We start from the raw sequence: 12973 nt of genomic DNA, 5'->3' as shown, positions 1-12973 counted from the left end.
TTGCGGATTTTCGTCCTAGGCTCCTGCTGCCCGTTAAACGACCAAACTCCGATTGCGAAAATCAGGCTTAAGCTGCCAACGCATCGCCCATACCACCATCACTGCTTTAAATAATAATGATAAAATACGTTATCGTTAGTTTTCTTCACTGAGGTGGCTTGTGGCCATATTCGATCCGGTCCGGGGTTTCTTTCAACGTCGAGCGGCAGACCGCTTGACAAAACGTCTGACGATGATGTCCCTGCGCACAGACCGTAGCAGTGATTCCAAACGCGGTGAGTTTCCCTTCCCAGGCACTCAGACCTACCTGGTGGCAGAGCGCGACGGCCAACGAGTTGGCCATGTCGATTACTCCGTGAATGCGCTGCGCGATCGGGTGTACATCAATGAGATTGAAATCGTGCCGGCACATCAGGGTCAGGGCGTCGGGCTCGCCTTGCTGTGGCACCTCTGGCAGATCCACACGCTTCCCATTGTGCCGCTGCACGAATACGAGCTGTCGTACGGTTTTTGGGATAAAGCGCGTCTGAGGTTCAGGTCTGCAGGTGCGCAGCTGCTTGATCAACTGGACAGCCTCCAGGACACGAATCAAGAAGCGCTGCGCTGGCAGCACCTGGTACCGAAATCCGAAGTTGAAATCTCACACGGCAAGTATTGGGAATGGGTGGCCAGCGAGCACGCGGCAGGTCGACCTGCAGGGCCGGGTATCCGATGACGGACCTTACGAGCCTCACCGGCGCCGGCGTGCCAGCCCCCTCCCCGACTGAGCGCCGGCTAACAGCGGCACAATTTCAGACGCTGGCCGAAGTGCCGGCGGCCGTCGAGTGGTTCGCCAATATCGACAACTTGCGTACTCGGCGAGCGTACCAGGGCGACCTTGAGGACTTCTGCCGTTTCGTGGGCCTGGCGACTGCAGACGAATTTCGCTCGGTAACCCGGGCCCACGTGCTCGCCTGGCGCGCCGATCTGGAGCGTCGGGGCCTGGCCGGCGCAACCATCCGCCGCAAACTGGCGGCGCTGGCCAGCCTCTATGACCACCTGCTCAACAGTAATGCGGTCACCGGCGGCAATCCGGTGCATGGCGTGAAACGACCCCGTATCGAAACCAATGAAGGAAAAACGCCGGCGCTCGGTGATCACCAGGCCAAGGCCCTGCTCGATGCGCCAGATCCGGACACGCTCAAAGGCAAGCGCGATCGGGCGCTTCTGGCGGTGCTGCTGTACCACGGGCTGCGCCGCGAAGAGGCCGCGCAGCTGATGCTCGCCGACCTGCAGGAGCGTCGAGGCATCAAGCACCTGCGCATCCACGGCAAGGGCGGCAAACTGCGCTTTCTGCCGTTGCATCCGGTGGCCGCTGAACGCATCTACATCTACTTGGAAGCGTCCGGCCCTGATCAGCAGGACGGCAAGGCTCCCCTCTTCCACCCGCTGCGCGGCCGCACAACGGGCGCAGGGATCAGCGCCGATGGCATCTACGCAGTGGTAGGGCATTACGCCAAGGCTGCGGGGATAGAGGTTGCGGGGCTGGGGGTGCACGGGTTGCGCGCTACAGCGGCAACGAATGCCCTGGAGCACGAGGCGGATATCGCCAAGGTGCAAGCCTGGCTGGGCCACGCCAATATCAGCACGACGCGAATCTACGATCGCCGGCAGAACCGGCCAGAGGACTCACCCACGTTCAGGGTCAAGTATTGAGGTGTGTGCAGCACGCGCACTGGCCCGTCACGCTGTTTGCTCTCTCAAGCTTAAGTAGCCCGAAGATGGTCCACCAACCGATCCAGCTCGGGTCGGTCTCGCTTAGCTCTGCTGACCTTTTCTTGATAAAATCCGCTGACAACCGCTTTGGATACATGCGACTAATAGAAGAATTCCAACACCCGCTGACCAAGCAACCAACCAAGGATGAGCAATGATAATCGGGACTATTTTGCGTAACTACAAATGTTACGAAGGAATTAATTATATACCCGTAAGCAACGGCACGGATTTTAGCGCGTACATCGGCGAAAATGGCGCAGGTAAAAGTACAGTTTTAGAAGCACTAGATATTTATTTCAACGGCGGCGCTTGGAATGTAAATAATGATGCGCAAGCTAATGGGCTCAGCACACGATGGCCGCATATATGCTTGGTAGTCGCCCTTGAAAAAAAGAAATGGAATCGTATAGCAAAGACAAAAGCTGACCAAGAATTACTGCCTATAATAGAATTGTTGAGCAATATACTTTGGAACGCCAAGCTTGACGAATTTAATAGTGCCAACAAAGAACAAGCAAAGAAATTTATTTTTCACAGAGAATCTCTTGTAATTTCGGAGGACACCCACTTCTTATGTGCAGTCGGGCAGGAATATGATTCACCTCCTGATAAATCGTTTCTATCAATATTTCGGTCTATGTCCACCATTCATACGTTGGTATTGATGTCACCATCCTGGGACGGAAGCGTGCCGATCGACGATGAATTAGACAAATTGGTTTCTAACATAAGCAAGTTTATAAGACCAAATTATAACTACATTTACACACCCGCCGAAGTAGACGTACAGCGCTATACAAAGATCGAAAGCAAGGCAATCCAAAAGCTTTCTGGCAAAGACATAGAAGCTATACTGAAAGGAATCATCGGCCAACCAACACTGGATGAAATAAACAAAAAGCTTGCGGATTTCATTAAAGAGATTGAAGCCATTTTAGTAGACTATCAATACAAAAAACCAACACAAAGACAATCAAAGCTTAACTTTTCAGACCTAAGCCAAAAAGTTATAGAATCGTATTTCTCTATCCGCGTACTAAACAAAAGCGATGGAGGCATCCGCACACCGGTCAATCTATTGAGCTCAGGGGAGAAAAAGAAAGCACTAGTAGATATTTCATACGCTTTTCTCAGCAAAAACAATAACCTAGATACAGAAGTTGTTTTCGCAATGGACGAGCCGGAGGCGTCCCTTCACACGGGCGCGATATTTGAACAGTTTGAAAGAATCTATCAAATATCCGAACTGGGAGTCCAATGCCTTTTAACAACGCACTGGTATGGATTCGTCCCAATTCTTACCACCGGAGCTGCCATCAATATATATAAAGAAAAGGATGAGATTCTAAATACTTTGTTAGACATTGCTTATTACCGCGAAACGGTCAAGCAACAGAACATAACACACAAGGGCGCTCTACCGGCTGACATCAGCTTGAAAAGCAGAAATGATTTAGTTCAAACAATAATCGCATCAATTAGAAAACCTCTGCCCTACAGTTGGATTATATGCGAAGGGACAACAGAACGGATATACTTTGAGCACTACTTCTCATATGAAATTGATAAACAAGAACTCAAGATTTTGCCAGTTGGGGGGGCAAAAGAGGTTAAACGACTATTTGAATATCTAGAGCTACCAATAAAAGAAGACGCTAAGCAGGTGACGGGCAAGGTTTTGTGCCTCATAGATACAGATGTCGAGTTCATGGAATGCGACTTTCAAGACTATCCAAATTTAAAGTTTCGACGTCTTCTTGATTTAGCTAACGCAACGCATTTAGTTAAAGGCGGTCACAACCAGAAGACCCCAACCGATGTAGAGGATAGTCTAGACGCTGATTATTTTCTCCAGACCATGTATGAACTTCGCGCAGACCATGAAGACGTTCAGAAACTTGTGGACAATATTGAGATTATTGATCTTTCGCATTCAGCTGCATCTGCATTTAACTGGCGAAGGAACGAACGCGAAGCCCTGAAGGCACTCTTCCAGGAAGAAGGCTTTAAATTCAGGTTTGCGAATGAGTATGTAAAATTTGTCGATCGGGAGGATCCTTTTCATTCTGGGCCAGCATGGATTACAGAAATTCGAAAAGATCTCATCTAACCATTCGCTATGTCCAGCTGCGCCTCGATCGCAGCTGATGGTGACTGACATCCAGAAGCGCCATGGTACCAAGCAACTGCGTATTCACGGCGAGGACGGCAAGCTGCGCTTCCTGCCATTGCATCCGGTTGCCGCTGAACGCATCTACATCTACCTGGAAGCTTCCGGACATGATCAGCAGGACAGCAAGGCTCCCCTCTTCCACCCGCTGCGCGGTCGCGCAACGGGCGCAGGGATCACGATGGCATCTATGCGCTGGTGGGCTGGGGGTGCATCGCTTGCGCGCTACGGCGGCAACCAATGCCCTGGAGCACGTGGCGGATATCGCCAAGGTGCAGGCCTGCTAGGCCACGCCAATATCAGCACGACGCGGATCTACGATCGCCGGCAGAACCGGCCTGAGGACTCACCCACGTTCAGGGTGAAGTTTTGAGTTGTGTGTGCAGCGCGGAAAAGTGAAGGTTTTAGGTAACGTTACCATTAATAGGCGGGCAGCAAGGCAAAGTGGGGTGCGGGTGAAATCAACCCGGGGCTCCGCTCACGCCGTAAGGATCTTGCCGGTTTTGCGGTCCAGTATTCGATATGGCGAATCGTCCTTCCCCTCTGTAGTCCGCTTGAGATCTGCCAGAGCGACGGACTTCGTCTTGTAAGTCCACTCTGATCCCATTCGAAACCATTCCCCATCAAAGTCACTTCGAGCTTGAAGCTCATAACGCGCTTCAGATGAAGCCTTTTTGGTGCCGGCCGGCTGAGCGCCGGCTAAACGTCGTTCGAGCTCGCGGACACGCGCTCGAGCTTTTTCCCCCAACTCGAATTCTACCCGGGCTTTCATCTGCGCATCTTCCAGCTCGTTCATCAGCTGGAGCACCTGTGCGCGCAAGGCCATGTTCTCGTCCAGGGACTCAACGGTATTTTTAGTAACGTTACTATTAATGCGCTGACGGTACTGACGTTGAATGGTCGCACGGGACAGCGCTTGACCGGTCGATGGCCGGCCAGGCTTGCGCTTTTCAGGGGCAGCCTGGGTCAATGATGCTGGAGGTGCTTCGGTGATGTCGGCCATGATCTGGGATCTGACTCAATTGAGGTAACGTTACTATAATAAATTTTGGTAACGTTACCTATTTAACTTCGACCATACGTCTGCTGAGAGGGAAACGCGTCGACCAGCGCCGATCGCTCTCGGTCTTCCCGCTGGCCGAGAGCTGGACCGCAGAAACGATCAGCGTCAACGGCAGCTGGTGTTGGTCGTCCCGCCGAAGGAGGTTGACGTGCAGTTCACCGTAGCGGGCAACTGGTACGTGTTCACTGGCATTGGCTGTACTGATTGCGGGGCCTGGTAGTTCTGCAGGGCCTGTATCGCGCGCTGCTTCCGAGCCTGGTCTGCCTGTGCGTGTTGCTGGCTCAACGATAGCCGGCACTGAATGTAAGCATCGGTCCCCGGCGTGGCTCCGTAGGATTGGCACTGGGCATCCTCGGCGGCCGCTTGTTGGGCGGCCTTTTGTTCCTGGCTTGCACAGCCTGCCATGAGGATTACGACGGCGGTCAGTGCAATCAAATGTCTCATGGCAAATTTCACTGATAACCCAGCGTTTTTCGTTTCTTGGACTTTGGCTCCTCACCGGGCGGCGGGGGCGGTGGAGGCGTGTTCGCATCGTCGATCATTCTGATGAGCTGGTCACATTCTTCCGGCGTAATTTCGTTCTTTGCCAAGGCCTCTTTGACCAAAGAGTGCATCGCCTCACTCGACGATTTTGTCCAGCCATTCTCCCTTTGCGTGCGGATGGCGTCAGCCAGTTTTGTGAATTCCTTGCTGTGCATAGCGTCTCCCTAGCGTTAACTTCTCAAAAAGTTTACTTCATATTCAACAAACTTGGTCCCCCCCCTGCCTTGGTCGCAGATGAACTGCTGCATTGGGCTTGGTAAATCTTTCCGTTGTCCGTGGATCTGGTGGTGGACGGGATGACTTGTCGCTCTGGTCGGCAGCAGCCAGCAAGCCCCAAATCGCGGCAGCCGCCTTCCCCACTCCAGCCTTCAAAGGGCTAACTCTTCCAGATGCGGTGTAATATGGCTTTTCCAGTGCGGGAGCAATGGTAGGCAGGCCATGTAGTACATCAACCAGCATGCATAAATACTGGAATGAAGATAGCAATTGCCGGCAGTCAACTTGCCGTGCGCTAGCTCGTGTCGCAGGCAGGGGCCACCCTTGAGGTTGAACAACAGGTCAATGGTGTAAATCAGATCCACTCCGAAAATCGACTCCAACTGATCACGCCGATTTTTCAACAGTCCGCTGATTGACCTGTCTTCTTGAAGCATTTCTTCATCGAGTTTTGAAGTATCAAAACCAGCATCGCTGAGTACATGACGCAGCGAGTTCTCTAACTGAGGGAATAGCAGGTGGCAGGCAGACATCATGTCGCCTTGGAGAAAGCGGGCGAGGCCGAGAGCGTAGATGTGTTCGAATCCCGGAGGAACGAAGGGGCTGGCCAATACAATAGCCATAAGGTGGCGATCGTCTAAAGCAAATTTTGTAAGCAACGTCTGCGCGGCGGGCTTCACCCGACTTTCGACTGCCATCTGGTAATGGATATCCAGATAGATCAGGCTCTCATGCTCGTACCACTCTGGGGGCGGCGCTTGGTCAAGGTTGGCGACTGGTGCTTGGTTAATTACGCGCCCCAAGACGTCGGTGTATATCCGACCGCTGAATAGGTCAGATAGGAACGAGTCGTTGCGATATTTGATGATGTCGGTATGCAACGCTATTTTTTGTGGCACATCGCAGACAAACGCGAGCCTGTAGAGGAAGTCTGGAAGCGTCAGGTGCTTGAAGATATCGATAGTTCCCTGGCGCTCCTCACTTAGATCCATGGGAGTTCGGAAGACCGAGAATTCATGAGCAGCCTGCGCTTGCTGCTCCAGTAACTGGGCCTTCAAGACCTTCAGTTCTTCCTGCATCCCTGGGATTGAACGAAGCTCTCGGATGGCATCTCGGGTCCAACTAGCTTTTGCCATGTAGCTTTCGATAGCGTCCCCCATCTTGAGGGTCTGCTGGATCGACTGGAGCTTGCAGCGCTTGAAGGCTTCATGATCTTGTGATTGTTGGTGAGCCTGGGCGGCAAGCTCCCACACCCCCTTGACCGCCATGGCGTATTCACTAGCCCCAGCATTGGTTGCTAACTCCTCAGCGTCTTGAGCCACTTGTGCCCATTCAATTAGCTTGAATGTCTCAGCCAAGCGTGCAAGTCGGACGAAACTCGAATAGCACCGCTTCCTCTGGGCTTCAGCGTACAGGCGCTTCCACGAAGCCACAGAAGCATCAGGAGGGTTTTTACGCTTACCCGTACTGGCGATGATATGGAAGACCCGATGGATCAGATCAACGACTTTCGAGGACAAGCCGGAGGGTGGCTCATAGCTGAAAGAAAGTTTGTCGTCGAGATAGAACTCGATTGCCTGGCAGTAAGCCTCGATCGACAGACTGGCGGATTGGTGGAATTTTCTATGGTTATACCAAGCCACGTCAGCCACCCTAGCGCGCAGCAGGGGATGATCGATATTTTCTGCAATGGTGGCGAGTACTTGGCTTTGCTCACCGCATATGTCAGCTGGAGCAGAGGTGCGCATTCCGTCTCTGATCAACCTTGGGACGAATGCATCTTGGCGATCAACGGAAAAATGGAATGAGCACACGACCATTAGCACCCGATACGCTCGGTATGCACCGTGCTGACCATCGGCAAGCGCCTGTCTGGAAAGAGCCCCGAACTGAGAATCAAGCGTAAAAAGTTCGAGGGTGTCCATGGTTTCCAGCAGGTTGCTAATCTTTGTTTGTTCGAAGTCTGTGGTAGACGCTAGCTCTAATTCAAAACGATTGGGCTCGTCGTCAGTGATAGGCGCGGACTCTGATTCAGCCCCTTGCATCGTTTGCCCACCTCTAGCCCCTTGGTCGTGCTGGGCCGCCTCCAATTGATCAGTGTCCTTCACTTTGCGTCACTCCTATTTTCCTATCTACGGTTGTATGAGCGAACTCGCTAAATGCTCCCTGCGTTCAGACCAAAAAAGTTGCATACCAACATCGCTGATCTGGTCCAGGTCAACAATGTCAGTTTCATTGAGCTCACCATTACCAACACCGGTGTCAATCAGCGACTGAATCCTTGCGCGGCGCTGATTGAGCAGCTCAAAACAGGCTGCCTTGATAGTGATCGGGACACCGACCACACACATGGTTTCGGCAAGAAGAAAAGTGACGATCATGAATTCACGCAGGCGGTTCTTCACCCGAAATCGGCCTTCCGCCAATTCGGCAGTAATGTGAACACCAGGTAGGCTGTAGCACACCTTGTTGACTAGGCCCTGGTCATGGCACTGGGCTTTTAGCTCGGCAGCAACCCGTGCTAGAAGTGCACGTTTTTTAAAGTAGTAGAAAATCCGCATTTTTGCTTTTACCTCAACTTTCCGGGTAGTAGCCGGTACAGCCCTTTGGGGGGGAAATCAGATGCCGATCGTCGACGCCATGAGCCTTGCGCTCCCGCAGATTCATCACGACCAAAGCCCCATCTTTCAAAGCGCTCGGTGAAGGCCCCGATTTCGTAAAGCTGCTCCAGCAAGGCGTCGAACATGTTGTGAGCCAGGCTAATTGAGTCAGCGTCCAAGTCCTGAACAGCTTGCTCCAGGTGATGGAACAGGTCGGTTTTCAATATCACTCATTGGTTGAGCCTCCGGACGATTTTTCTTTAGTCGCGATGCTTGAGGCCCACTGAAAGCCGACAGTTGCGGGACTCAATACTCCCCTGCCTGAAAGGCCAGCACGCCCGATCCTTCATGCTGGGAGTTTGCCGGACGATCGTCAGCTTGACCTTCTGCGGAGACTCAGCCCGAGGAGGGATAGAGGGGCTGTGATGAAAGGTGACAATGTTGTGAGCGCCCGTGGGAACAAAGTTCTGATTATTGAAGCTGGTTTGCCGAGGCCCGGGGTTAGGACCCGTGTCCAACGATGTTGAACTCGAGCGTATGACAGAGCCCCTGTCCACTTCTGCGTTCAACTCCTGAGCTTTGGATTCCATCGACGCGACTCCTCGGTGGGGCTCCGATCGGGTTGACCACAGCAAAGCGCTTACTCCAATAACACTGCCTATTGCTAGGCACGCGACAAGACTTTGCACGCCACGCCTGTGGCCTCTTCGGGTAATTCGTTCCGGGGCATCACTGAGTTCTGCTTTCATCCATGACCTACCTGTGATCTCTTTTTGCACATCGGCAACATTCTGGAAGCGATCTTCCCCTTGAACTCTCGGACGCGAAAGACGCGCCCCGGTACTGCCAAAGGCCTGTAGTGCACAGCGGATTTTTCCGTGATTCTCGGTCTGATGATCAGACCGCTATTTTGGCCAGCGCTTGACCGATGCTAAAAATGGAGCGTTCGCCAGACTCGGAAACCACTGCGAAGGCCTTCGTTTGAGCGTATTGACCTGGCCCACGTGCCCTATTGTCCCAGACAGCAACCACATCAACTGTGTCTTTCACCTCTCCACCCCAGCTGTCGAGTTGGCAATAACGGTGGTAGATGTCGAGCACGTCAGATCGATCAGGATCTGAGAGCTTGCCCTCGATGGCCGTCCTCTCCCGTAAAGCATCGAAGTAAGCTTTAGCAGCGCCGAGGGTGTTATAAACCGTGCCGCTTTTCACGATGACTTTCTTTGCCATGCTAATTTCCTTACTGATCAATTGCCGAGGTTGAGGCCAGCATTTGTGATCGTTGCGCCGTTTTTTTTCAGCACCCCTGCATTATCAGAAATCACCTTGTAATGCCCTGATGGGATATCCATCGTGAGCGGCCCGCCACACTGCGGACAGGCTGGATTCGCCAGAACTGCCAAGTTCGATGGGATGTCGTCCGGCCACCAAACCTTCCGACAACTCCCGAGGCATGCGTGGCTGGGTGCTCCATGATTAGCGCTATAGATTAGGTGCCCTTTGGTTTTCACGATCTGCATTCGAATTCCCTTCTCGATCTTTGAAAGCGAGTGCTCCCTATCCTACTGCCTCGGCCCAGCTCGATGGCTGGGATTGGGGTGAACCTGGTGCTTTCCTGTGTCAGGTGCGTTTTGCGCGCAGGGCCGCCAATGCAGCGTCAATCTTGGCCGCGGCGTCGCTGTATTCCTCTACGGCCACAGCCCCACTCGTGCCGGGAATTGGGCGTTGCTCAATTTTTCTTACTTACACAGCTGCATCGCAATGGCATCGAACTCACGGTCAAAGCTAGCTTTCTCTGCCGCGCTCAAGAAACCCTGCTGCTCGACGAACCGATTAGTTTCATTCCGGACGTTCTCTACACGTTTCACCATGCGCTGTGCTTCAACCTCGGTAATACGACGGCCTTTTCTTGAGGTACTGATATCGGCATTTAGAACATTCGCTCTTACTGAGATATGTGCTTGTCCTAGATCGCTGATCTGCCCGCCGGTCTCGCCGGCTATTTCTTGTTGGTTTTGGATGTCGCAGCTTGGAAGATTGAGGCTTTGCTGTGCAGCAGTAGCGGTCAGGCTAAAAGCAAACAACGAAGTGAAGAAAATATGTTTCATGACTCAGTCCCTTTGATCGGATGTCAATCCCGCGTACATGGCATACCACGGCCTAGACGGTGCTGCCCGGCAATTGATTAAGGCGAATCTGCTGCATGGGCTCGGCTAGGATATTTTCCAGAACCGGCATAGCGTTTGTCAGGGTCGGGGCCTTCATGTGCGCTTGCAATGCCGCTTCATCGTCCCAGCTTTCGTAGGAAACAAAGCGGGCGGGGTCTTCGAGATCCGTCAACAGCGCATAGGCCTGGCACCCAGGCTCGTGCTGGAATTGCGGCAGGGCGGATTGCAGTAGGTTTTTCAGTTGCGCTTCCTTGCCTGGCTTGGCTTTCATGATCGCGACGACGTTAAGAGGTGAAGTCATGTGGGGAGTCCTGGCAATGCCGGCGCCGGAATGGAGCCGTCAGCGCATGAGACATGCCACGTAAGGTATTCATTCAGAAAAACAGGGAGGCTACTGTTACTGCGCCGCCACCCTTTTCCTAGATACTCGGCCTGATCGGCTGGACCTGAGTCTGCCTAGCCTGATGTGTCTGTTTCAGCTCGGTCTCCAAGGTGTTTCTCATGCTTGGGCTGATCACGTTTTCTAGGCCCAAGGCCATAATCCAGCCTAGGGCCAAAGCATGGTAGTAACTCACCAAGAGATCGCTGGGCGCATCGCTGACGGCGGAAATCCTGTCACGAATGCGCATCACGGTTTTGGGGTTGTCCTGCTCGATCTTGATAATGCCCATGGCTTTTCCTAGTCCTGATCGGGGTCAACAGCGACCCACGCTTTCGCCCCGTTATAGTCGTCGCCAGACGGCCAGTGACGGATGCAACGCGAATAAGGTGTTTGAATTGCCCAGGGCGTAGCGAAGTGGCATGGCGGGGAGTCATACGGGCTCTCTGTCAGGATGCCGCGGGAATCGCGATGAATCTGGAGAGAGTAGCCAGCAGGCCTCCTGAATAGCTTACAGGCAGGCCCGGCGCGGTGTTCACGGAAAATGATTACGTATGCGCTAAGCAGCAGCTAAACGCCGCAATATTGCTCAAGAAGTGCCACCTGGTCCTTGTGACACATGACCGGCATTTCTTGCGCACCCGCGAAGTGAAGATAGCGCGTGCGATGACGACCATTGGTGTAGCCGACCCAGCGCGACACGCGCTCAGACCTACGACCCAATATTTTCAAGATAGGCTGTTTGGACTCTTCTTTAACCTCGTTGAAAGAAACGATCGGCATTTCGACGTGCCGCTCCTTCGGACCAGGTGGTGCCAGAAATTCAAAGATGCCCTGGCGTTTATCTTGGTCCCATTCCTCTACAGGTGAGACGACAAAGCTTTGGTGTTCGTGCTGATCCGAGTAGTGAATCAACTTTTGTACATCAACCATGACAACCACATGGTTATCGTAGCCTGGGCGGCACCGCAGACTCACGCTCTGATAACCAGGGTGACCACCAGAGAGACTGACTTCATACAGATCTGTGTTCATCCTTTGTCCTTTGCTGATGGGGGGCAGGCTTGCACCCGAAACCGACTTAGCCTAAATCGGTTTCCCGTTTACCGTAAATCGGTGTCCGAAAGGCATGAAAAAGGCCCCCAGACTGTCGGAAAGTCCGGGGGCCTATTTAACCAATGACCCGTTATGCGTAACGCGTCAGAGGCTCAGTCCCTCGTTGGCCTGGGCCAGCGCTGCCGCCGAAATATTCGTGGGCTTTTTCGGCTCTGCAGGTTCGCTGCTGCCGAACACGTATATGACCGAGGCGCCACCAGCGGCCAAGCTGGCGGGCACGATACCCAGCAGCGCCCACCCTTCATTGAGCAGAGTGTTAGCGTTGCCGACACCGATCACCTGCTTAACTTGTTTCACGTCACTGAACTGCATAACAACTCCTTGTGCTGCATGGGTGGCCGTTCCAGGGCGGCCCGGCCGGGGTTCCTTTCGTTATGTGTAACGGCGGTTATGCGGGTTCTTGCGGCACCAACTGGAACACAGTCGGGCCGTTGGGCTGATCGTGACGCGATACGCTCAACCCCTCGACCGAACCGGCAGGCTCGCGGTTGTAGATGAACACATCACCCTCAATGGCACCCACTTCCCAATCGCCCTCGTAATACAGCCCCTTGCGCACCTCCCCCACCTTGCGGCTCTCGTACATCAGGTCATAACTGACTTCTGGATCGTATTGATCACTCATGCTCGTTTCCTTGCCTATAAATGGCCGCTCCAGAGTGTCACGGCCGGGGTCCGTTCTCTACGTTATGCGTCATCCCGAAACAGGGCGTCGGCACGGGCAAGGCTCTCCGCCGTGGCACCGGCCAACGGGTCTTTCTGGGCCCTAGCGGCCTCTACCTCGGCTTCGGTCCGTGTCGACCCCAGCGTGTACTTAGTGATCGGAAAATTAGACTCGTCCTGCCCTGCCGCGACGTTGATCAGCTTCCAGCCGGTTTCTAGCGCCTTGTTCGCCTCCTTAAGATCGAACGTCGTGCGGATACGCTTGATGTCATTCATAGCTTCAATCATGGGGAAACT

Annotated in this window: 17 protein-coding genes and 1 pseudogene; 4 read left to right on the top strand and 14 right to left on the bottom strand. The window is 53.3% G+C overall.

Annotated features, from left to right (window positions below):
* Positions 1 to 160 precede the first annotated feature (160 nt).
* The 4 genes and pseudogenes from M1E04_RS25605 to M1E04_RS25590 all read left to right on the top strand — a co-directional run.
* Entirely contained in the window at positions 161 to 715 is a 555-nt protein-coding gene (locus tag M1E04_RS25605) for a GNAT family N-acetyltransferase (protein ID WP_456293330.1), read from the top strand.
* A complete protein-coding gene (locus M1E04_RS25600; protein WP_456293329.1) occupies positions 712 to 1695 on the top strand; it encodes a tyrosine-type recombinase/integrase in 984 nt (327 codons plus the stop codon). Before M1E04_RS25605 ends, M1E04_RS25600 begins: the two co-directional genes overlap by 4 nt.
* 214 nt (positions 1696 to 1909) lie before the next feature.
* Positions 1910 to 3868, top strand: a complete 1959-nt coding sequence (locus M1E04_RS25595; RefSeq protein ID WP_456293328.1) for an AAA family ATPase — start codon at positions 1910 to 1912, stop codon at positions 3866 to 3868.
* Positions 3813 to 4301 (top strand): annotated as a pseudogene (locus tag M1E04_RS25590) (tyrosine-type recombinase/integrase); the annotation flags it as partial. The gene M1E04_RS25595 and the pseudogene M1E04_RS25590, both read left to right, overlap by 56 nt.
* Before the next feature lie 105 nt (positions 4302 to 4406).
* On the opposite strand, the gene M1E04_RS25585 reads toward M1E04_RS25590, so the two are convergent.
* The 14 genes from M1E04_RS25585 to M1E04_RS25520 form a co-directional block, all read right to left on the bottom strand.
* The gene (locus M1E04_RS25585; protein ID WP_456293376.1) at positions 4407 to 4931 is read right to left on the bottom strand and encodes a hypothetical protein; all 525 of its coding nucleotides are present in this window, start codon (positions 4929 to 4931) and stop codon (positions 4407 to 4409) included.
* Between the two features lie 512 nt (positions 4932 to 5443).
* A complete protein-coding gene (locus tag M1E04_RS25580) occupies positions 5444 to 5689 on the bottom strand; it encodes a hypothetical protein (RefSeq protein WP_410935975.1) in 246 nt (81 codons plus the stop codon).
* A 213-nt stretch (positions 5690 to 5902) separates the two neighbouring features.
* Positions 5903 to 7858 (bottom strand): DUF7380 domain-containing protein, encoded by a 1956-nt coding sequence (locus M1E04_RS25575; RefSeq protein ID WP_456293375.1) that lies wholly within the window; start codon positions 7856 to 7858, stop codon positions 5903 to 5905.
* Positions 7859 to 7882: 24 nt separating this feature from the next.
* The gene (locus M1E04_RS25570; RefSeq protein WP_456293374.1) at positions 7883 to 8311 is read right to left on the bottom strand and encodes a hypothetical protein; all 429 of its coding nucleotides are present in this window, start codon (positions 8309 to 8311) and stop codon (positions 7883 to 7885) included.
* 8 nt (positions 8312 to 8319) lie between these two features.
* Positions 8320 to 8574, bottom strand: a complete 255-nt coding sequence (locus M1E04_RS25565; RefSeq protein WP_456293373.1) for a hypothetical protein — start codon at positions 8572 to 8574, stop codon at positions 8320 to 8322.
* 673 nt (positions 8575 to 9247) lie between these two features.
* Entirely contained in the window at positions 9248 to 9580 is a 333-nt protein-coding gene (locus M1E04_RS25560; protein ID WP_410935971.1) for a hypothetical protein, read from the bottom strand.
* Between the two features lie 17 nt (positions 9581 to 9597).
* Positions 9598 to 9870: a hypothetical protein gene (locus M1E04_RS25555; RefSeq protein ID WP_456293372.1), complete on the bottom strand. Its 273-nt coding sequence runs from the start codon at positions 9868 to 9870 to the stop codon at positions 9598 to 9600.
* 219 nt (positions 9871 to 10089) lie between these two features.
* Positions 10090 to 10458 (bottom strand): hypothetical protein, encoded by a 369-nt coding sequence (locus M1E04_RS25550; protein ID WP_456293371.1) that lies wholly within the window; start codon positions 10456 to 10458, stop codon positions 10090 to 10092.
* Between the two features lie 52 nt (positions 10459 to 10510).
* A complete protein-coding gene (locus M1E04_RS25545; RefSeq protein WP_192136153.1) occupies positions 10511 to 10819 on the bottom strand; it encodes a putative quinol monooxygenase in 309 nt (102 codons plus the stop codon).
* Between the two features lie 118 nt (positions 10820 to 10937).
* The gene (locus tag M1E04_RS25540) at positions 10938 to 11189 is read right to left on the bottom strand and encodes a hypothetical protein (protein WP_192174986.1); all 252 of its coding nucleotides are present in this window, start codon (positions 11187 to 11189) and stop codon (positions 10938 to 10940) included.
* 278 nt (positions 11190 to 11467) lie between these two features.
* Positions 11468 to 11932: a plasmid fertility inhibition factor family protein gene (locus tag M1E04_RS25535; RefSeq protein ID WP_410935968.1), complete on the bottom strand. Its 465-nt coding sequence runs from the start codon at positions 11930 to 11932 to the stop codon at positions 11468 to 11470.
* Positions 11933 to 12097: 165 nt separating this feature from the next.
* Positions 12098 to 12325, bottom strand: coding sequence for a hypothetical protein (locus M1E04_RS25530; protein WP_456293370.1), 228 nt, complete (start codon positions 12323 to 12325; stop codon positions 12098 to 12100).
* Between the two features lie 76 nt (positions 12326 to 12401).
* Entirely contained in the window at positions 12402 to 12638 is a 237-nt protein-coding gene (locus tag M1E04_RS25525; protein WP_456293369.1) for a hypothetical protein, read from the bottom strand.
* A gap of 62 nt (positions 12639 to 12700) precedes the next feature.
* The gene (locus tag M1E04_RS25520) at positions 12701 to 12964 is read right to left on the bottom strand and encodes a hypothetical protein (protein WP_456293368.1); all 264 of its coding nucleotides are present in this window, start codon (positions 12962 to 12964) and stop codon (positions 12701 to 12703) included.
* Positions 12965 to 12973: the final 9 nt, after the last annotated feature.

The sequence above is a fragment of the Pseudomonas sp. AK106 genome (assembly GCF_053903055.1).
This window is presented reverse-complemented; position numbering and strand designations above follow the sequence as displayed.

What these genes read in the sequence shown, in the direction of transcription:
- M1E04_RS25560 (WP_410935971.1), bottom strand. Translation starts at nt 9,580, where the DNA reads ATGGCAAAGAAAGTCATCGTGAAAAGCGGCACGGTTTATAACACCCTC.
- M1E04_RS25550 (WP_456293371.1), bottom strand. Translation starts at nt 10,458, where the DNA reads ATGAAACATATTTTCTTCACTTCGTTGTTTGCTTTTAGCCTGACCGCT.
- M1E04_RS25545 (WP_192136153.1), bottom strand. Translation starts at nt 10,819, where the DNA reads ATGACTTCACCTCTTAACGTCGTCGCGATCATGAAAGCCAAGCCAGGC.
- M1E04_RS25530 (WP_456293370.1), bottom strand. Translation starts at nt 12,325, where the DNA reads ATGCAGTTCAGTGACGTGAAACAAGTTAAGCAGGTGATCGGTGTCGGC.
- M1E04_RS25540 (WP_192174986.1), bottom strand. Translation starts at nt 11,189, where the DNA reads ATGGGCATTATCAAGATCGAGCAGGACAACCCCAAAACCGTGATGCGC.
- M1E04_RS25555 (WP_456293372.1), bottom strand. Translation starts at nt 9,870, where the DNA reads ATGCAGATCGTGAAAACCAAAGGGCACCTAATCTATAGCGCTAATCAT.
- M1E04_RS25595 (WP_456293328.1), top strand. Translation starts at nt 1,910, where the DNA reads ATGATAATCGGGACTATTTTGCGTAACTACAAATGTTACGAAGGAATT.
- M1E04_RS25580 (WP_410935975.1), bottom strand. Translation starts at nt 5,689, where the DNA reads ATGCACAGCAAGGAATTCACAAAACTGGCTGACGCCATCCGCACGCAA.
- M1E04_RS25570 (WP_456293374.1), bottom strand. Translation starts at nt 8,311, where the DNA reads ATGCGGATTTTCTACTACTTTAAAAAACGTGCACTTCTAGCACGGGTT.
- M1E04_RS25525 (WP_456293369.1), bottom strand. Translation starts at nt 12,638, where the DNA reads ATGAGTGATCAATACGATCCAGAAGTCAGTTATGACCTGATGTACGAG.
- M1E04_RS25585 (WP_456293376.1), bottom strand. Translation starts at nt 4,931, where the DNA reads ATGGCCGACATCACCGAAGCACCTCCAGCATCATTGACCCAGGCTGCC.
- M1E04_RS25520 (WP_456293368.1), bottom strand. Translation starts at nt 12,964, where the DNA reads ATGATTGAAGCTATGAATGACATCAAGCGTATCCGCACGACGTTCGAT.
- M1E04_RS25535 (WP_410935968.1), bottom strand. Translation starts at nt 11,932, where the DNA reads ATGAACACAGATCTGTATGAAGTCAGTCTCTCTGGTGGTCACCCTGGT.
- M1E04_RS25600 (WP_456293329.1), top strand. Translation starts at nt 712, where the DNA reads ATGACGGACCTTACGAGCCTCACCGGCGCCGGCGTGCCAGCCCCCTCC.